Source organism: Herbiconiux dendrobii (assembly GCF_052048175.1).
Classification (GTDB): Bacteria; Actinomycetota; Actinomycetes; order Actinomycetales; family Microbacteriaceae; genus Herbiconiux.
In genome coordinates, this window is record NZ_JBLZQV010000001.1 from 181,950 (window position 1) to 200,662 (window position 18,713).

The 18,713-nt window shown below is 71.3% G+C and carries 17 protein-coding genes and 1 riboswitch; of the genes, 10 read left to right on the forward strand and 7 right to left on the reverse strand.

The features are described from left to right. Positions 1 to 4: 4 nt before the first annotated feature. Together ACN4JJ_RS00840 and ACN4JJ_RS00845 are read right to left on the reverse strand one after the other, a co-directional pair. Positions 5 to 1,864 (reverse strand): alkaline phosphatase family protein, encoded by a 1,860-nt coding sequence (locus ACN4JJ_RS00840; protein WP_440708011.1) that lies wholly within the window; start codon positions 1,862 to 1,864, stop codon positions 5 to 7. Further along, on the reverse strand, positions 1,861 to 2,817 hold the full coding sequence (locus ACN4JJ_RS00845; protein WP_440708012.1) for an aldo/keto reductase: 957 nt from the start codon (positions 2,815 to 2,817) through the stop codon (positions 1,861 to 1,863). Before ACN4JJ_RS00845 ends, ACN4JJ_RS00840 begins: the two co-directional genes overlap by 4 nt. 114 nt (positions 2,818 to 2,931) lie before the next feature. Here ACN4JJ_RS00845 and ACN4JJ_RS00850 point away from each other — a divergent pair, with 114 nt between their 5' ends. Then, positions 2,932 to 3,705 carry a MerR family transcriptional regulator gene (locus tag ACN4JJ_RS00850; RefSeq protein WP_440708013.1) on the forward strand — a complete coding sequence of 258 codons (774 nt, stop codon included), beginning with the start codon at positions 2,932 to 2,934 and terminating at the stop codon, positions 3,703 to 3,705. 23 nt (positions 3,706 to 3,728) lie between these two features. On the opposite strand, the gene ACN4JJ_RS00855 is transcribed toward ACN4JJ_RS00850, so the two are convergent. Then, positions 3,729 to 4,256, reverse strand: a complete 528-nt coding sequence (locus tag ACN4JJ_RS00855) for a GNAT family N-acetyltransferase (RefSeq protein WP_440708014.1) — start codon at positions 4,254 to 4,256, stop codon at positions 3,729 to 3,731. A gap of 120 nt (positions 4,257 to 4,376) precedes the next feature. Between ACN4JJ_RS00855 and ACN4JJ_RS00860 the strand changes: the two genes are divergently transcribed. From ACN4JJ_RS00860 to ACN4JJ_RS00870, 3 genes are read left to right on the forward strand one after another with little or no spacing between them, the layout of a single operon-like run. Next, positions 4,377 to 5,444, forward strand: a complete 1,068-nt coding sequence (locus tag ACN4JJ_RS00860) for a permuted SH3 domain-containing protein (protein ID WP_440708015.1) — start codon at positions 4,377 to 4,379, stop codon at positions 5,442 to 5,444. Beyond that, positions 5,441 to 6,133 (forward strand): ABC transporter ATP-binding protein, encoded by a 693-nt coding sequence (locus tag ACN4JJ_RS00865; RefSeq protein ID WP_440708016.1) that lies wholly within the window; start codon positions 5,441 to 5,443, stop codon positions 6,131 to 6,133. Before ACN4JJ_RS00860 ends, ACN4JJ_RS00865 begins: the two co-directional genes overlap by 4 nt. A 5-nt stretch (positions 6,134 to 6,138) precedes the next feature. Continuing rightward, positions 6,139 to 7,377, forward strand: coding sequence for an ABC transporter permease (locus ACN4JJ_RS00870; RefSeq protein ID WP_440708774.1), 1,239 nt, complete (start codon positions 6,139 to 6,141; stop codon positions 7,375 to 7,377). Positions 7,378 to 7,439: 62 nt separating this feature from the next. Here the strand turns inward: ACN4JJ_RS00870 and ACN4JJ_RS00875 are convergent, their stop codons facing one another. Continuing rightward, positions 7,440 to 8,657, reverse strand: a complete 1,218-nt coding sequence (locus ACN4JJ_RS00875; RefSeq protein WP_440708017.1) for an FAD-dependent monooxygenase — start codon at positions 8,655 to 8,657, stop codon at positions 7,440 to 7,442. A gap of 58 nt (positions 8,658 to 8,715) precedes the next feature. On the opposite strand from ACN4JJ_RS00875, the gene ACN4JJ_RS00880 reads away from it, so the two are divergent. The 5 genes from ACN4JJ_RS00880 to ACN4JJ_RS00900 all read left to right on the forward strand — a co-directional run bounded on the left by ACN4JJ_RS00880 (position 8,716) and on the right by ACN4JJ_RS00900 (position 15,476). After that, on the forward strand, positions 8,716 to 9,210 hold the full coding sequence (locus ACN4JJ_RS00880; protein WP_440708018.1) for a MarR family winged helix-turn-helix transcriptional regulator: 495 nt from the start codon (positions 8,716 to 8,718) through the stop codon (positions 9,208 to 9,210). Between the two features lie 172 nt (positions 9,211 to 9,382). Then, positions 9,383 to 10,531, forward strand: a complete 1,149-nt coding sequence (locus ACN4JJ_RS00885; protein ID WP_440708019.1) for a TerC family protein — start codon at positions 9,383 to 9,385, stop codon at positions 10,529 to 10,531. Beyond that, positions 10,528 to 11,550, forward strand: a complete 1,023-nt coding sequence (locus tag ACN4JJ_RS00890) for a hypothetical protein (RefSeq protein ID WP_440708020.1) — start codon at positions 10,528 to 10,530, stop codon at positions 11,548 to 11,550. Before ACN4JJ_RS00885 ends, ACN4JJ_RS00890 begins: the two co-directional genes overlap by 4 nt. Before the next feature lie 267 nt (positions 11,551 to 11,817). Continuing rightward, positions 11,818 to 13,218, forward strand: coding sequence for an AAA family ATPase (locus ACN4JJ_RS00895; RefSeq protein ID WP_440708021.1), 1,401 nt, complete (start codon positions 11,818 to 11,820; stop codon positions 13,216 to 13,218). A gap of 203 nt (positions 13,219 to 13,421) precedes the next feature. Then, the gene (locus tag ACN4JJ_RS00900; RefSeq protein ID WP_440708022.1) at positions 13,422 to 15,476 is read left to right on the forward strand and encodes a vWA domain-containing protein; all 2,055 of its coding nucleotides are present in this window, start codon (positions 13,422 to 13,424) and stop codon (positions 15,474 to 15,476) included. Positions 15,477 to 15,512: 36 nt separating this feature from the next. On the opposite strand, the gene ACN4JJ_RS00905 is transcribed toward ACN4JJ_RS00900, so the two are convergent. Genes ACN4JJ_RS00905 through ACN4JJ_RS00915 form a run of 3 tightly spaced genes read right to left on the reverse strand, consistent with a single transcriptional unit; the run spans position 15,513 to position 17,672 of the window. Further along, entirely contained in the window at positions 15,513 to 16,307 is a 795-nt protein-coding gene (locus ACN4JJ_RS00905; protein WP_440708023.1) for an SCO1664 family protein, read from the reverse strand. Between the two features lie 2 nt (positions 16,308 to 16,309). Continuing rightward, positions 16,310 to 16,882 (reverse strand): DUF3090 domain-containing protein, encoded by a 573-nt coding sequence (locus ACN4JJ_RS00910; protein ID WP_440708024.1) that lies wholly within the window; start codon positions 16,880 to 16,882, stop codon positions 16,310 to 16,312. A gap of 4 nt (positions 16,883 to 16,886) precedes the next feature. Then, positions 16,887 to 17,672, reverse strand: a complete 786-nt coding sequence (locus tag ACN4JJ_RS00915) for a histidine phosphatase family protein (protein WP_440708025.1) — start codon at positions 17,670 to 17,672, stop codon at positions 16,887 to 16,889. Between the two features lie 54 nt (positions 17,673 to 17,726). Beyond that, a riboswitch (TPP riboswitch) is annotated at positions 17,727 to 17,836 on the forward strand. Between the two features lie 191 nt (positions 17,837 to 18,027). Here ACN4JJ_RS00915 and ACN4JJ_RS00920 point away from each other — a divergent pair. After that, on the forward strand, positions 18,028 to 18,711 hold the full coding sequence (locus ACN4JJ_RS00920; RefSeq protein WP_440708026.1) for a YkoF family thiamine/hydroxymethylpyrimidine-binding protein: 684 nt from the start codon (positions 18,028 to 18,030) through the stop codon (positions 18,709 to 18,711). Positions 18,712 to 18,713: the final 2 nt, after the last annotated feature.

Below are 18,713 nucleotides of genomic sequence, written 5' to 3' on the forward strand. Positions count from 1 at the left end.
GCCCTCAGGCGCCGGGCGTCGGGGAGTGCGACGGATCGGGAGTGGCCTTCGGCGTCGGAGTGCCGTCGATCGAGTCGAGCGTGCCGAACAGCTGACCGTTGACGTTCTGCGTCTCCATCAGCGCGGCGTAGGCCTCGCCGTAGGTGTCGGGTTCGGGCTCGCCCTTCACCCCGTACTTGGCGATGACCAGACCCAGCAGGCCCTTCGCGGGATTGCTGATCGGCTTCGCCCGCTGGGCCTGCGACGTGGCGTCGAAGCTCACCTCGGGGTTCGGCGGCGTGTACTGCGGCAGCGTCTGAGGCCAGTCGGATGCCGGACGCGGCTTCTTCAGGTTCACCGCGTTGAACATGTCCCGCGAATTCACGTCGCGGTGCGTGAGCGGCTTGAGCCCGTGCAGCTTGGTGAGTGTGGAGATCACCGATCCGTGGTCCATCTGCTCGGTGATGATGGTGTTCTTCGCGGTGTAGGCCGAGATCGCGATGGCCGGCACCCGGCAGCCGAAGCGGTCGAACGTGAAGTCCATCTCGCCGGCCTCACCCGTGCGGGGTGGCGTGGCCGAGGGCGGCGGCACGTGGTCGTAGGTGCCGCCGTGCTCGTCGAAGGTCACCAGCAGCATGGTGTTCATCGCGTTCGAGCCGGTGGGGCTGTCGCTGGAGCGCACCGCCGAGTAGATGGCGTGCAGCAGCGCATCGCCGGCGCGTGCATCCGACACCGCGCCATCGATCACGACATCGCCGTCGTCGGTCACGTCGTCGCTCTCGCGGAGCGTGCCGTGCGGCGGATGCATGTCGTTGTGGTTGTAGATCATCCGCGGCTCGATGAAGCAGTAGTCGGGCAGGTCGCCGTTCGCCACGTCGTCGTAGAACTGCTCCATCACCCGGAAGTTCGTCTTCCAGTACGGCTCGAGCACCGGCGCGTGCAGCACCCCCGTCATCGACACCAGCTGGGCGGCGTCGTAGTAGACCCGCCAGGAGAGGCCGGCCTCCTCGAGGCGGTTGAAGATGGTGGGGGCGTCGTTCGCGGCGTCGAGCCACTTGTCGTAGCCGCCGTCGCCCTTGTTCGTGACGTAGCCGTGCGAGGTGGAGGCGTGGAAAAAGACGCGGTTGCAGAAGGTCTGCGAGGGCACGGCGCTGAACCAGTGGTCGTACACCGCGAAGTTCTTGGCGAGCGTGCTGAACACGGGCAGCATGTCGGGCGTGAAGCCGCCCATCGCCAGCTCGTACTCCTTGCGCGAGGGCTCCTTCTTGTTCTTCGTGATGCGCTTGTAGTTGATGATGTAGTCCTCCACGAAGCCCTTCATCGTGGGGCTCTCGTTCGGACCGGGCGCGTTGTAGGGATACTGCAGGCCGTTGGCGTGCAGGTCGCTGTTGCTCTCGGGGTCGACCTTCTGGAACAGCTGCGTGTTCACGTGCGAGTACTCCTCGCCCGGATCGGGGTTGGGGCTGCCCATGATCTCGTCGGTCGACCCGGTGTAGGCGTGCGCCTTGATCACCTCGTCGGTACCGGGAACCGGGTTCGAGTGGTCGCCCTGGTGCAGCCCTTCGAAACTCTGGCCGTTCTTCAGCTCTTCGCTCGTGTAGAGCCAGCCGAGCAGGTTGTCGAAGGAGCGGTTCTCGTACATCACCACGACGAGGTGCTCGAAGCCGGGCTCCGCCTCGGGCGTCTCGGGCGCGAAGTCGAGCGAGGACTCCTGGGCGTAGACGCCCGCGCCGATGGCCGCGCCGGCCACGCCGCCCGCTGCGGCTCCCGCCGCACCGACGGCGGCGGCCTTCAGGAACGCGCGCCTCGAGGCCACCGCCCCCGCGGCATCCGGAGCCGCCGGGGTGGGCTCGACCTTCTTGCTCCGCCGGAAGGCGGGTGTCATGCCGTGCCGCCCGGATTCCAGGCGGAGACCTCGTCGAGCCGGGACACCTCGTCGGCGCTCAGCTGTGTCGTGCCCACCGCGAGGAGATCGGCGACCTGGTCGAGCCGGCTGGCGCTGGCGATCGGCGCCGTGACGCCCGGCTTGGCGACCAGCCAGGCGAGCGCGGTGGTGGCGATCGAGACACCGTGGGCACGGCCGATCTCGTCGAGCGCATCGATGATGGCGAGCCCCTGCGGGCTGACGTACTTCGACGCCGACGACGCCCGTGTGCTGCCTTCCAGGTCGCTCTTCGAACGGTACTTGCCCGTGAGGAACCCGCTCGCCAGCGCGAAGTACGGCATGATGCCGAGGTTCTCGCGCACCGCGATCGGCGCCAGGTGGTCTTCGACCTCGTTGCGGTGCACCAGGTTGTAGTGCGGCTGCAGGGCGACCGGGCGCGCGAAGCCGTTGGCGTCGGCGATCTGGAGGTAGCGCTCGACGTTCTCGGGCGAGAAGTTCGACAGGCCGAGGTAGCGCACCTTGCCGGCCCGCACGAGCTCGTCGAAGGCGGCGGCGGTCTCTTCGAGCGGGGTCTCGGGGTCTTCGGCGTGTGCGTAGTAGAGGTCGATGCGGTCGGTCTGCAGGCGGCCGAGCGAGGCGTCCGCGGCAGCGGCGATGTTCGAGGCCGACAGACCCGTGAACTGCGGATGCTTCGCCACCTTCGTGGCGATCACGGTCGCGTCGCGCGACCCCCGGCTGGTGAACCACTCGCCGAGGATGGTCTCCGACTCGCCACCGACGTTGCCGGGCGCGCTGGCCATGTAGGTGTCGGCGGTGTCGATGAAGTTCCCGCCACCGGCCGCGTGGGCGTCGAGGATGTCGAACGAGGTCTCGCGGTCGGCCGTCCAGCCGAACACGTTGCCGCCGAGCGACAGGGGGAAGACCTCGAGGTCGCTCGATCCGATGCGTACCATGGCGCTCTCCTGAATCCGTCGGTGCTGCGCTTTCGATCGACGTTACTACGAGCCGATGCGCGGGCCTTGACATTGACGCAGCGTCAACTCGTAGTCTCACCTGTGGAGGAGAAGATGCACACCACAAGAGACTGGCCGATCCAGGAAGTGGCCCGGCTGACCGGCGTCACCAGCCGAACGCTGCGGCACTACGCGCAGCTCGGGCTCGTGGAACCCGTCAGAGTCGGCGCCAACGGCTACCGCTACTACGACCAGGCCGCGCTCGTGCGGTTGCAGCGCGTGCTGCTGCTGCGCGAGCTCGGCCTCGGAGTGCCCGCGATCGCCGAGGTGCTCGAGAACAGCACGGATGTCCCGGCCGCGCTCCGCCGGCACCTCGAGCTGCTCCGTGCGGAGCAGCACCGGCTCGGGAGGCAGATCGCCTCGGTGCAGCACACGATCGAGACGATGGAAGGAGGTGATGATCTGATGGCAGACACCATGTTCGACGGCTTCGACCACACCGCCCACCGCGAGGAGGTGACCGAGCGATGGGGCGCCGACGCCTACGCGTCGAGCGACGCCTGGTGGCGGGCGAAGTCGCCGGCCGAGAAGGCCCGGTGGACGGATCGCCTGGCGGCTCTGCAGCGTGACTGGCGGGAGGCGGCCGCGCGCGGCAGCGACCCCGCGGGCGACGAGGCGCAGGCGCTGGCGCAGCGCCAGTACGACTGGCTGGCCGGCGTGCCCGGCACCCCCGCCGCCCCCACGGGAGGCCCCGCGAAGGACTACTTCGTGGGCCTCGGCGACCTCTACGCCGCCGACGAGCGGTTCGCCGCGCACTACGGCGGCCTCACCGGAGGCGCCTTCGTGCGCGACGCGCTCGCGGCCTACGCGGCCGCGCGCCTCGCGTAGCGGCTCCCTGCCCGCACAACCCCTCAGCGAGTGGGGAGCGGCTTGCGCATCTCCAGCTCGCGCTGGGCGGGGTCGAGCGGGTAGGGGCGGGTCACGCCCGTCTCCACGAAACCGCGGGAGCGGTACGCCGCCACGGCGCGCGCGTTGTCCTCGTTCACCTCGAGACTCAGCGTGCCGCCCCGGGTGGCCGCCCACTCCTCGATCGTGCCGAGCAGAGCATCCGTCACCCCGATCGCCCGCCCGCGGTGCGAGGGCGCCACGTACACGCCGTAGAGGTAGGCCCCGGATGCGCCGAGCGGCACCTTCGACATCATGGTCGCCACCCAGCGCCCCTCGTCGGTGATCGCCACCACCGTGATCGAGGCCTGCGACGATCCGTCGCGCGCCCACGCCCGCCACTGCGCCTCCGGGCGGCGCAGCGCCTGCGCGCGCGTCTCGAGGTAGGCGATGGGGGTGTCGGCCAGCATCTCCAGCCGCAGCGCCCGCACCTCGGGCCAGTCGGCCTCGACGGTGCGCCGCACGGTGAAGCCGCGGCCCGCATCCTGCTGCATCATCCGAGTCTAGAACGGCCGCCGATCATAGCGGGAGCGCCTCGGCGCAGCCCCGGCGAGCACCGGCGGCCGGTCTGCCAGAGTGGTTCCACCCCTGTCGTCGAGATCCTGAGGAGTCACGTGGGCGTCGTCCGGAAATGGGTGTTCCCGATCGTCAGGATCGTCATCATCGCGGTGATCGCGGTCGCTCTCGGCAAACTGGCGTTCTTCCCCGACCAGGCGGTGGAGGCCGACCCGGCCGTGCCGACCGGCGAGATCGTCGAACCGCGCACCGCCGCGACGCTCGGCACGATCGTGAACGACGTGCTGGTCAAGGCGACCGTCTCGGCCGATCCCGCCATCCCGGTGAAGTCGACGGCGGCCGGGACGGTCGACGAGATCTTCGTGGCGCAGGGCGCCCCGGTGGCTGCCGGGGACGTGGTGTTCGACGTGAAGGTCGAGATCGTGCGCGATCCGGCGGAGTCGGTGGATGCCGAGGGCAAACCGCTGCCGGCGATCTTCCGGTACGAGCAGGTGCTGGCGCCCGCATCCGGAACCCTCAGCGCCCTCGGCGTGATCGCGGGCCAGGACGTGACCATCGGCATGGTGGCGGGCCAGGTCGCGCCACCCACCTTCTCGGTGTCGGGATCGCTGCTGCCCGAGCAGCAGTACCGGCTGATCGACCAGCCCACCGAGGCGTCGATCGCCATCACCGCCGGTCCCGCGCCGTTCACCTGCACGGGCCTGCGGATCGTGACGCCGTTGCCCGGCAGCGACGGCGGATCGGGTGGCGGCGGCGGCACGGACGGCGGCGCATCCGGTCTCGGCACGACCGGCGGCACCGGATCGGGCGGCTCCACCACGACCGTCAGCTGCCCGGTGCCCGACGGGGTCACGGTGTTCTCGGGCCTCGCGGCCGAGATGACGATCGCCGGCGGCAAGGCCGAGAACGTGCTCGTGGTGCCCACCACGGCCGTGCGCGGCGCGGCGCAGAGTGGCACCGTGTGGGTGAGCACCGCGGATGGCGCGACCGAGGAGCGCGCGGTGGGCCTCGGCCTCAGCGACGGCAGCCAGGTGGAGGTGACCGGAGGCCTCGCCGAGGGCGAGGAGATCCTGCAGTTCGCCCCCGGCGCGCTCGCCGTGCCGCCCGGCGCTCCCGGCTCGGACGGCTGCACCACGTTCCCCGACGGCTCGATGGTCTGCGCGTGAGCCTGCTGCAGCTGGAGGACGTGACCCGCACGGTGCTTCCGCCGGATCAGCCGGCCCTCACCATCCTGAACGGCGTCGATCTCTCCGTCGAAGCGGGCGACCGCATCTCGATCGTCGGGCGCTCCGGATCGGGGAAGTCGACCCTGCTCAACCTGATGGGCCTGCTCGACGTGCCCACGAGCGGGCTGCTGAGCTTCGACGGCAAGCCCGTGAAGTCGTACTCGGGGGCGGCGCGCGACCGCGTGCGCGGGGCGCGGATCGGGTTCATCTTCCAGCAGTTCAACCTGCTGCCCGGCCGCACGGCGCTGGAGAACGTGGCCATGCCGCTGCTCTACGCCGAGGGGCGGCAGTTCTGGCGCCGCCGGGCGCTCGCCGCGGCGATGCTCGAGCAGGTGGGGCTCGGGCACCGGGTCGACAGCCTGCCCGACCGGCTCTCCGGCGGCGAACAGCAGCGGGTGGCCATCGCGCGCTCGCTCGTGCGCGGGCCGCAGCTCATCCTCGCCGACGAGCCCACCGGCGCCCTCGACCTCGACACGGGGCAGAGCGTGATGGAGCTGATCGACGAGGTGGCGACGGGCACGGGGGCCGCGCTGGTGACGATCACGCACGATCCGGCGATCGCGCGACGGGCCCGCGACCACTTCCGGCTCGACCGCGGTGTGCTGACCCGGGCGGAGGTGCTGGCGTGAGCCGGATGCTCACCGGCTTCGTCGGCGCGGTGCTCGAGGCCTGGCAGGAGCTGCGCGTGCACCGTACGCGGGTGCTGCTCTCGCTGATCGGCGTGGCGGTGGCCGTGTGCTCGCTCACCACCGTGGTGGCGCTCGGCGGCATCGTGCAGCAGGCCAACGAGGAGCTCAGCGAGCGCTCGAGCGGCCGCCCGGCCACCCTCTACCTCTCGGCGTACACGAACGACGGATCGGCCGTGGACGCCGAGACGATGGACTCCACCTGGGCCGAGACCCTCGCCCGCTACGACATCCGCTACGGCAGCCGCGTGATGCAGGGCGGCGAGCTCGTGCCGTTCGTCACGGGCGCCGCGACCGTGGGCGTACAGGCCGTCGACCAGCCGTACGGCGACATGCACCGGGTGAAGGTGAGCGAGGGATCGTGGTTCGCGCCCGGCGACGAGGAGCTGCTCGCCCCGCCGCTGGTGGTGAACGAGGTGTTCTGGGACAGGCTCGGGCGCCCGGATCTGCAGACGCATCCGGTGGTCAGGCTCGGCGGCGAGGGCGGAACGACCGCGGTCGTCGTGGGCGTCTACCCCGCGGCCGCGTGGGAGACCGAGCCCGCCATGTACCTGCTCGCCGGCGACTACCAGGCGATGCAGGAGGCGGATCCGGCGGGCAGTGCGGTCGACTCCTCCGGCTTCGGCGGCGGGCAGACGCAGTACGAGATGTGGGTGCCGCCCGAGATCTCGGAGCAGCTGATGGAGGTGCTGAAGCGCGACTTCACGGCGGCGCTCGGCGACGGGGCGCAGGTCGACGTGTTCCGGCAGGACTACGCGCAGTTCGGAGAGGATCCGTTCCTGGTGACCAAGCTCGTGGTCGGCGGCATCGCCGTGCTGGTGCTGCTGCTCGGCGCCCTCGGGCTGGTGAACATCGCGCTCGTGACGGTGAAGCAGCGGGTGCGCGAGATCGGCATCCGGCGCAGCTTCGGCGCCACCGCCGGGCGGGTGTTCTTCGCCGTGATGATGGAGAGCGTCGTGGCCACCATCGCGGCGGGTGCGGTGGGGGTGATGGCGGCGATCCTGCTCGTGCAGAACCCGGTCACGATGGAGTTCGTGGGCCAGGGCATGGTGAGCGACTTCCCGCCCTTCCCGGCCGAGGCCGCACTGCTGGGGCTACTCGCGGCGACGGTGGTGGGGGCGCTCGCGGGTCTCCTGCCGGCGCTCGTGGCCGTGCGCGTCAAGGTGATCGACGCCATCCGGTACTGACGCCATCCGGTACTGAGGCGCTGCGAGGCGCGAGCTGCACGGCGCCGCCGCCCCCCCCGGGGCTACTCGAGGTGCGCGTAGTCCGGGAGGTCGATCCGGTCGGCGGGTGGGGAGAAGAACCGGTCGCCGAGCTTGCTCGCGAACGGCGAAGAGGCCAGCCGCACGGCCGTGTGGAACGCGCCGATGCCGAGGCGCGAGGTGGGGTTCGCGACCCGGGGGACGCCCGGCGGCAGCTTCTGCGCCTGGTCGACGTACGGGCGCATGATCCGCTCGTACCCGCGGAAGGCGTCCCGGTGGTCGACGTGGGCGGCGAGTTCTCCGGCCAAGACGTACGCGCCGGTGAGCGAGAGGCTCGTCCCCATGCCGCTGACCGGAGAGGCGCAGTAGGCCGCATCCCCCAGCAGGGCCACGCGGCCGGACGACCAGCGGGGTGCGTGCACCTGCCCGATCGACTCGAAGTAGAGGTCGTCGGCCCGGTCGAACCCGTCGAGCACCGGGCGTGCCTGCCAGCCGGCATCCTCGAACCTCGCCCGCAGGCGGAGCCGCTGCTCGGCGAGCGTGCGGCGGTCGGAGCCGGATCGCCCGCGGGCCTCCGAGAGATCCGTCACGAACGACATCGCGGCGCGGATGGTGCCGTGCGCGTCGGGCCGGAGCGTGATCGAGCGCCCGCCCGGAGCGTTGTACCAGCGCCACCAGTCGTCGTCGGCATCCGTGCGCGGGATCGTCGCGTACGAGGTCTCGAGGCCCAGCGAGCGGATCGTCGGCTCCTCGCCGAAGACGAGGCGGCGGGTGCTCGAACCGATCCCGTCGGCGGCGATCACCAGGTCGAACCGCTCGTCCGCCGCCTTGTCGAACGAGACGGTCACGGCATCCCCGGCGGAATCGCGGATGCCGCTGATGCGGTCGCCGAACCGGTAGTCGGTGCCGCCGGCCGTGCGATCGACGAGGAGCTGGGCGAGGTCGCCGCGGAGGATCTCGAGCTCCGCCGTGGCGCCGGCGGTGTCGGAGGTGCCCGCCGGGAACTCGGCGACGACGGTGCCGTTCGCGCCGATGAAGCGCGTTCCCTGCTCGCCGGTGGTGGCGTTCCGGATGTCGCCCTCGATCCCCATCCGCCTCGACACCTCCCGGCCGGCCCCGCGCACGTCGACGTTCTGGCCGCCGGTGCGCAGCTCGGGCGCGCGCTCGACGATCGTGGTCTCGTAGCCGTACCGGTTCAGCCAGTACGCGAGTGCCGGGCCGGCGATGCTCGCCCCGGAGATGAGAACGCGGAGCCTGCTCATATTGCCTCTAATCTTGATTATCAATGATATTGGCAATATACACGGATATCATCGGAGGGTGGCAGAAAACCGGATGCGCGATGACCGCGCCGAGCGCGAGCGCGCGAGGCGCGACGGCAGCCCGCCCGTCGATGGCGACCTCCGCGCGCGCATCCAGCAGGTCGCCGTGCGGCAGCAGCGGTTCGAGCGGCACCTGGCGCGGCGACTCGCGGTCGATCCGATCGGCCTGGAGGCCATGGACCACCTGATCGCGTCCGGCCCCGCCACCCCGACCGAGCTGGCGAGGCGGCTCGAGATCTCCACGGCCGCCATGACCTTGGTGCTCAACAGGCTCGAGGATGCCGGCCACGTGCGCCGCGACCGCCATCCGAGTGACGGGCGCAAGCTCGTGGTGACGGCCGCGCAGGACTCGGCCGATGCGGCCTACGCCCTCGTGCTGCCGCTCATCGACGGCGTCGAAGAGCTCACGGCCGGGATGGACGCCGAGCAGCGCGCCACGGTGCAGGCGTTCCTCGACCGGCTGATCGGCATCTACGACGAAGCGATCCGCTGAGCTGGCGAGTCCGCTCGGTTCTGGTAGGCTGAACTCAACAAGGGGAGTACTCCCGGCTGCGGCCGGCCCGTCAATACGGATGTGAAGTCGCATCCCGGGCCGCCGGTTCTGATGAAAGTCAGAACGGAGGAGACCTTGGCGTCATCGTTCGCCAACCCCTTTGGAGCACCCTGTGCAGGTCACCTTCCTGACGTGGATCATCACGATCGCCGTCACCATCGCGTTCTTCGTCTACGAGTTCTTCGCGCACGTGCGGAAGCCGCACGAGCCCACCATCGCCGAGTCGGCCCGCTGGTCGGCGTTCTACATCGGTCTCGCGCTGCTGTTCGGCGTGGGTATCGGCGTGGTCTCCGGATGGACCTACGGCGGTGAGTACTTCGCTGGCTACCTCACCGAGAAGGCCCTGTCGATCGACAACCTCTTCGTCTTCCTGCTGGTGATGGGTGCCTTCGCGGTCCCCAAGGCCTACCAGCAGAAGGTGCTGATGATCGGCATCGTGATCGCGCTCATCCTGCGCGGCGGGTTCATCGCCGTGGGCGCCACGCTGATCGAGAACCTCAGCTGGATCTTCTACATCTTCGGCGCGCTGCTGCTGTTCCTGGCCTACCGCCAGGCGTTCAGCTCGCACGAGTCAGACCCGGCCAACGGCCGTTTCATGAAGCTCGTGCGCCGCATCCTGCCGGTCTCGGACGAGTACAACAAAGACAAGCTGACCGTCGTGAAGAGCGGCAAGCGCTTCGTCACGCCGATGCTGCTGACGATCATCGCGATCGGCTTCATCGACCTGATCTTCGCGGTCGACTCCATTCCGGCCATCTACGGCCTCACCAACGAGGCGTACATCGTGTTCACGGCCAACGCCTTCGCGCTGATGGGTCTGCGCCAGCTGTTCTTCCTCATCGGCGGACTGCTCGAACGCCTCGTCTACCTCTCGCAGGGCCTCGCGGTCATCCTCGCCTTCATCGGTGTGAAGCTCGTGTTCCACGCCCTGCACGTGAACGAGCTGCCGTTCATCAACGGCGGGCAGCACGTGGAGTGGGTGCCCGAGATCCCGATCTGGTTCTCGCTGCTGTTCATCGCCGCGACGATCACGGTGGCGACGGTCGCCAGCCTCGCGAAGACCCGCGGCGACGCCCGCAAGGATGCGGCACTCGGGGCTCCGGATGCCGAGGCGGTCGCCGTCGAGGCGGCCGGAAGCGATGCGTCCCGGCCTCACGAGTCGAGCGCCGGCGCGCCCGGCACCACTACGACGACCGACACCACGACGACCACGACGACCACGACGCCCGGCGCGCCCGGCACGAAGGAGGGAAAGCGATGAGCGGCTTCTCGCGACTGCTCGGGATGGCCCAGAAGGCTCTCGACAAGACGACGTCATCGGGAGGTTCCGGTGCGAACGGATCCGGCTCGCAGGGCGGCACCGACTGGCGCTCGATGGTGCGCAACGCCGCCGAGGCCCTGACCGGCGACGGGCAGCAGCAGGCGCAGAGCGGCTCCGTTTCGACGCCTGCCCCGACCCCGCGACCGCAGAATCGCCCGACCGTGGCTCCGGACCATCGCCCCGCCACCGGGCCGAACTCCCGCCCGGCCGCCGCGTCGGCAGGTGCCGCGCCGCGGTCGCAAGCCGATCCGCTGACGGATGCCGATCGCGCCGCGATCGCCCGCTACGACTACCTGCTGGACACGGCCGATCCGCACCAGATCGAGCAGGTGCACCGGGAGGCCTTCGCTCGGCTGACCCCCGCGCAGCGCGAGCAGATCGAACAGCGGATGCGCACCGAGCTCCCCGCACACGAGCAGCCCCGCTCGGCGGCTCCCGACGACCTCGCCCGCGCGGCGACGCGCACCGAGGTGGGTCGTCCCGGCTTCCTCAAGGGCCTCCTGGCCCGGGTGGGCGGTGGCGCCGGTGGCGCCGGCGGCGCCGGTGGCTCGGGAGCCTCCGGTGCCGGGCGCGGCGCGGGCCGCGGTTTCGGAGGCGTGGCCGCAGGTGCGGGCCTGGCCGGTGCCGGTCTCCTCGCCGGAGGCGCGCTCGCCGCGGTCGCCGGTGGCGCGGTGGTCAGCTCGGTGGCCGGCCCCCTCCTCGAGCAGGCAGCCGGTCTGGGCGTCGACTTCGACGCCCTCGCATCCGGAGTCGACCTCGAAGCCCTGGCAGGCGGCCTCGACGTCGAAGGCCTCACCGGAGGCCTCGACGAGCTCTCCGCCGGTGCCGGCGAAGCCGTCTCCGGCCTGGGCGAGCAGGCCGCGGGCCTCGGCGAGCAGGCCACCGGCTTCGGCGAGCAGCTCTCCGACTTCGGCTCCAACTTCGGCCTCCCAGGCCTAGGCGACCTCTTCAACCGCTGACCCCGGCCGAAGTCACCCCACACCCCCGAAGTCACGCCACCCCACCCCACCTCTCCCAGAAGTCACCACGCAACGGGCCGTACCCGCCGACCCGAGGTGAGCGTGTGGCCGAGGGATGCGACCGAAGGCCGCGTCCCTCGACCGCGCGCTCACATGTCGCGCTGAGCCGGGCAGGGACCGGCTCAGCCCCGGGACGCCGAGCGAAGCCCGGCGCCCCGGCAACAAGCACAGCCCACCGTCAGCTGACACAGGCGTACGCTTGAAAAGGTGACGCCCACTACCAGCGCACCACCTCCCCTCAGCACCCTCGGAGACCTCCGCGCCTCCGGGCACGTGCAGAAGAGCCTGCGCACCGAGATCCGCGACAACCTGCTCGACGCCTTGCGCGAAGGGCGCGATCCGTGGCCCGGACTGCACGGCTTCGAGAACACGGTCATCCCGCAGCTCGAGCGCGCGTTGATCGCGGGGCACGACATCGTGCTGCTCGGCGAGCGCGGGCAGGGCAAGACCCGTCTGCTACGCACCCTCTCCGGCCTGCTGGACGAGTGGACGCCGGTGATCGACGGATCCGAGCTGGGCGAGCATCCGTACGAGCCCATCACCACGACGAGCCGGCTGCGCGCCCTCGAACTCGGAGACCGTCTGCCGGTCGCCTGGCGTGCTCGCGAGGAGCGCTACGTCGAGAAGCTCGCCACCCCCGACACCAGCGTCGCCGACCTGATCGGTGACGTCGACCCGATGAAGGTGGCCGAGGGTCGCAGCCTGGGCGACCCCGAGACGATCCACTTCGGCCTCATCCCGCGCAGCCACCGCGGCATCGTCGCCATCAACGAGCTTCCGGACCTCGCCGAGCGCATCCAGGTCGCCATGCTGAACGTGATGGAGGAGCGGGACATCCAGATCCGCGGGTACGTGCTGCGGCTGCCGCTGGACGTGCTGGTCGTGGCCTCCGCGAACCCCGAGGACTACACCAACCGCGGCCGCATCATCACGCCACTGAAAGACCGCTTCGGCGCCGAGATCCGCACCCACTACCCCACGGAGCTCGACGACGAGATCGCCGTCATCCGCCAGGAGGCCGAGCTCGTGGCGGAGGTTCCCGACTACCTGGTCGAGATCCTGGCCCGCTTCACCCGGGCGCTGCGGGAGTCGGCATCCGTCGACCAGCGCAGCGGGGTGAGCGCACGCTTCGCGATCGCCGGCGCCGAGACCATCGCGGCCGCCGCCATCCACCGCGCCACGCGGCAGGGCGAGGCGGAGGCGGTCGCGCGCCCGGTCGACCTGGAGACGGCGGTCGACGTGCTCGGCGGCAAGATCGAGTTCGAGTCGGGCGAGGAGGGGCGAGAGGACGAGATCCTCGACCACCTGCTGCGCACCGCCACGGCCGAGACCGTGCGCGCGCACTTCCGCGGGCTCGACTTCGCGCTGCTGGTCGAGGCGATCGAGGGCGGCGTGATGGTGACCACGGGCGAGCAGGTCGCCGCGCGCGACTTCCTCGCGGGCCTTCCCTCCCTCGGCGAGTCCGAGCTCTACGACGAGATCTGCGCCCGCCTCGACGCCCGGAACGACGGTCAGCGCGCCGGCGCCATCGAGCTCGCGCTCGAGGGCCTGTACCTCGCCCGCCGCGTCAGCAAGGAGTCCGGCGGAGGCGAGACCATCTATGGCTGACCTGGCCGTGCCCCCGATGCCGGCCGGCTCCGGATGCCGCGACGGCGGCTCACGGAAGGGACGGAGTTCGCGCGTGGATCCGGGCTCGGGCTCCGTACTTGGCCGCGAAACGGCAGTTTCTCCGTCGTTGCGGTGGAAGCAGCCGGCGCGGGTGGGGCGCAGCGCAGTGGGCGCGAAGGGCTGCGGATGCAGCGAGGCGCGGCGTGGCTAGGGCGAATCGGCGGCTGACCCGCGGGGCGCGGTACGGGCGGTACGACGGCGGGCCGGATCCGCTCGCGCCGCCGGTCGACCTCGCCGAGGCGCTCGACGCCATCGGCGAGGACGTGATGGCGGGGTACTCGCCCGAGCAGGCGCTGCGCGAGTTCCTGCGCCGCGGCGGCCGCGACCAGGCCGGGCTCGACGACCTCGCTGCCCGCGTGGCCGAGCGGCGGCGTGAGCTCACCCAGAAGCACAACCTCGACGGCACGCTGCGCGAGGTGAAGGAACTGCTGGATCGGGCGGTGCTCGCCGAACGCAAGCAGCTCGCCCGCGATCCGCTGATGGACGAGGGCGACCGCGCGCTCGCCCAGATGCAGCTCGACAACCTGCCCGCCTCGCCCGCCGCCGCGGTGAGTGAGCTGAACGGCTACCGCTGGCAGAGCAGCGAGGCCCGGCAGGACTTCGAGAAGATCAAAGACCTGCTCGGCCGCGAGATGCTCGACCAGCGTTTCGCCGGCATGAAGAACGCGCTCGAGAACGCCACCGACGACGATCGGGCCGCCATCGCGGCGATGCTCGCCGACCTCAACACCCTGCTCGAGGCGCATGCCCGCGGCGAAGACACCCCCGAGCAGTTCGACGCGTTCATGGCCGAGCACGGGGCCTTCTTCCCCGAGCAGCCCGCGAACATCGACGAGCTGCTCGACACCCTGGCCGAACGCGCCGCGGCGGCCCAGCGGATGCGCAACTCGATGACCGCCGAGCAGCGCGCCGAACTCGACGCCCTCGCGCAGGAGGCCTTCGGTTCGCCCGAGCTCATGCAGTCGCTCGCGCAGCTCGACGGCACCCTGCGCGACCTGCGCCCCGGCGAGGACTGGGGCGGCGGCGAGAACATGCAGGGCGAGGAAGGCCTCGGCCTCGGCGACGGGACGGGCGTCTTCCAAGACATCGCCGATCTCGACGCCCTCTCCGAGCAGCTCGCCCAGGGTCATGACGGCTCGCGGATGGACGACCTCGACCTCGACAAACTCGCCCGCCAGCTCGGCGACGAGGCCGCCGTCGACGCCCGCACCCTGCAGCAGCTGGAGAAGGCGCTGCGTGACTCCGGAACGCTGAAACGCGGATCGGACGGAGCACTCAAGATGTCGCCCAAGGCGATGCGGCAGCTCGGCAAGGCGCTGCTGCGGGCCGTCGCCCAGAAGCTCTCGGGCCGCCAGGGCGCGCGCGAACTGCGGCAGTCGGGCGCGGCCGGCGATCGCTCGGGATCGACCCGCGAGTGGGCCTTCGGCGACACCGAGCCGTGGGACGTGACCCGCACCATGACGAACGCGCTCACCCGCACGGCCGGTGAACGCGCCGCCGCCGACGGGCGCAGCGGCGGCGGCCGCATCAGGATCGAGATCGGCGACGTCGAGGTGCAGGAGACCGAGGCCCGCACCCAGGCCTGCGTCGCGCTGCTCGTCGACACCTCCTTCTCGATGGCGATGGACGGCCGCTGGGTGCCGATGAAGCGCACCGCGCTCGCGCTGCACACCCTCATCACGAGCCGGTTCCGCGGCGACGACCTGCAGCTGATCGGCTTCGGCCGGCACGCCGAGGTGATGGACATCGAGCACCTCGTCGGCCTCGACGCCCGATGGGACAAGGGCACCAACCTTCACCACGCCCTGCTGCTGGCGAACCGCCACTTCCGCAAGCATCCGAACGCCCAGCCGGTGCTGCTGATCGTGACCGACGGCGAGCCCACCTCGCACCTCGAGGCGAACGGCGAGGTGTACTTCGACTACCCGCCGCATCCGCTCACCGTCGCCTACGCCGTGCGCGAGCTCGACAACGCGATGCGGCTCGGGGCGAAGACCACGTTCTTCCGGCTCGGCGAGGATCCAGGGCTCGCGCGCTTCATCGCGTCGATGGCGAAGCGGGTCGACGGCACGGTGGTGGCGCCCGAGGCCGACGACCTCGGGGCGGCGGTCGTGAGTTCGTACCTCGGATCGCGCCACGGTGGCGCGGCAAGCGGTGGCACCGCGACCGACGACTTCTTCGGCCGCGGCTGGCGCTGAGGGCGCCGGCCACACCCCTCGGAACAGCGGGCAGGCTCAGAACAGCGGCCAGGGCGCGGCCGGCATGTGGCCCTCGGGCTGCGGAAAGACCGCGGATGCCCGCAACCGCTCGCAGCGGTCGGCGAAGGCGTCGATCTCGGCCGCGGTGAGCAGGGGAGCGAGGCGGCCGGCGAGATCGCCCTCGAACAGTCCTGAGACGAGGCGGTCGACGCCCGCGAGCTCGTCGGCCGTGAGCGGCTCGCCGATCCAGCCCCAGAGCACCGTGCGCAGCTTGTGCTCGGAGTGGAAGGTGAGGCCGTGGTCGACTCCGAAGCGGTGGCCGTCGGCCATCGCGAGCACATGCCCGCCCTTGCGGTCGGCGTTGTTCGCCAGCACGTCGAAGACCGCCATCCGGCGCAGTGCCGCCGAGTCCTCGTGGATCAGCGCGACCGGCCGGTCCTCGCCGTCCTCCCCCTCGAAGACCACCCGCCAGCCCTCGTCGGGCACGGCATCGGCGGCCACCAGATCGACGGCGTCCTGCTCCGGATCGAGGTCTTGCCAGAGCTGCACCATGCCCTCCCCGAGCGGGCCGTCGCGCAGCCAGGTGAGCGGCACCACGTTCCAGCCGAGCGCATCCGACACCAGGTGCGCCGCCACCTCGCGGTGGGCCAGGCGGCCGTCGGGGAAGTCCCACAGCGGTTTCTCGCCGGCGATCGGCTTGTACACCACCGGGGTCTCGCCGATGCGGGCGAAGAAGGTCGCGTTCGAGGCCGTCGTGATGCGGCCCGCGAGTTCGAGCTCACCCTCGGGCGGCAGGCTCGCCGAGGCGGCGCCCACGTGCTCGGCCGGCACGCTCAGCCCTCGGGGAACACGCAGTCGTGACCCTCGGGGTCCATCGGGTCGCCGCAGCGCGGGCAGAGCGGCCGGCCGGCCCCCACGATCTCGCGGGTGCGCTTGGCGAAAGCGCGGGCGGTGCCCACGGGCATCCGCACCAGCAGCATCTCCTCGGGCTCCACCACGATCGCCTCGACGCCGTCGCCGTCTTCGGTGAGCTCGATGTCGTCTTCGTCGACCACCACCAGCGGGTAGGCCTCGATCACCACCTGGGCGGTCGCCGGGTCCCAGCCGAGCCCGATCGCGCCGGTGCGGAACTGCTCGTCCACCGGGGTCTCGAGCGGTTCGTTGTCGACCAGCTCGACGGGGGTCGTGGCCTGGATGCTGAACGGATTGCCCTCGCCGGCCATCAGCTCGTCGAGGATCTCGTCGATCTTCGCGGCCAGGATCGCCGACTGCTCCTTCTCGAGCGCGGCGCTCACGACACGACGGCCGCCCCGCACCTGCAGATAGAAGGTGCGGGCGCCGGGCTGCCCGACCGTTCCGACCACGATGCGGTCGGGCCAGTCGAACTCGTGGACGATGGTCGGCATGCTTCTACTCTAGGCCGGGCCCGGCCCCTGTCGGCCCGGCAGACGCCGACTTCGAGGCAGTCGGTGAGCCGGGTTCCGGATGCCCCGCACCCCCGCCGACCGGAGCATCTCCCGCCGGGGCGGCGGCCCGCAGCCAGGAGAGATCGCCCGCATCCGTGTTGGTGGCGATCACCTCGGGGCGGCTTGCGCCGTAGCGCACGAGGGAGACGGATGCGGGGCCGACGGCGATCCGCTGGAACAGGTCGAGGTGCATCCCGAGCGCGTCGGCCAGGATCGCCTTGATCACGTCGCCGTGGCTGACCGCGACCCAGACCGCTCCCGGCCCGTGCTCGGCCTCGACGGCGGCGTCGTGCCCGCGGATGGCGGCCACCGCCCGGGCCTGCATGCCGGCCATCGACTCGCCCTCGGGGAAGACCGCGGCCGAGGGCTGATTCTGCACCACCGACCAGAGCGGCTCCTTCGAGAGCTCTTTCAGCGCCCGCCCCTGCCACTGGCCGTAACCGCACTCGGTGAGTGCGTCGTCGATCGCGAGCGGCAGCGGATCGGCGGCGAGCGAGCGGATCGGCGCGTCGGCCGGCTGCGCCTCCAGGATGGCGGCCGCGGTCTGGCGGCACCGCTCGAGAGGGCTCGAGACGACGCTCACGAACGGCACCGCCGCCAGCCGACCGGCGGTGCGCGCAGCCTGCTCGTGCCCGACCTCGTCGAGCAGCACCCCGGGCGCGCGGCCGGCCAGGATGCCCTGCACGTTCGCGGTGGTGCGGCCGTGCCGCACCAGGATCACAGTGGCCATGTGCCCAGCCTAGGCGGCCCCTCCGCGGCCGCCACCGCGCACCCGCTAGGGTGGCAGGGAACACACGGGAGCCCGGTGAGCCGGGCTGAGAGGAAGCGAACCACGCTTCGACCGTCGAACTTGATCTGGATAATGCCAGCGCAGGGAGAGTGAGAGCGAATGCTCGTCGTCGATCGACACCGCCGCATCGCGGCCGCCGTCGGATCCGTCGATTCCGTCGGAGCCCGTGGTTCCGTTCGGCCGCCGGAGCGATCCGGCATCTTCGTCGTGCCCGCATCCCGATCCTGATCGGCCGGTCCTTCGCGCGCGCCGCCGGTGCGTGCGAACCCGCTCCGCAGTGAAAGGCACGCACACCATGTCATCCCCGTCCCCGGACATCCTGACCCCGCCCGCCCCCTCGGCCGCACTCTCGGCCGCACTCACGCCGCAGGATCTCGGCGTAGGCGCCCGCTTCACCGTCGCCGTGATGGACGGCGACTTCGCCGCCATCCTCCTCGCCGCCCTCGCCGACGCCGACGCCACCGGGCTCGAGGTCGAGACCGACCCGGTCAGCACGCTGGTGCGCGGCTCCGAGCAGCGCGTGCTCGAGTACATCGCCGCCGTGATCGCCGGTGCGGCGCGGGGCGGCCAGCACGTGACGGCCTCGCTGCTGCTCTCGCGCGGCTGCCCCGGCGAGGTCACCTGCAGCACCACGCCCGGCCTCTTGGCCGAGGCGGCTCCCGTTCCCGTGCTGGCGCCCACCGGCATCCGTGCCTCGGCGCACTGGTCGCTCTACCCGCTCGACGACACCGGCCGGCCCGGCGAGGCGCCCGACCACCTGCGCGACATCTACGCCGCCATCGACCACGCGAAGGAGCTCGGCACCTACGTGCGCGGCGAGCACTACGCCACCCTGCTGGAGGGCGACCTGGCCGACGTGCTCGGCACCGTCGCCGCCGGCTGGGTGCTGGTGGGCCGCAGCGTGCAGCACGTCACGAGCCACGCGACGCTGTCGATCGCGAGCCCGACGGCCGCCGCCGGCACGTCGAAGGAGGCCTGAGC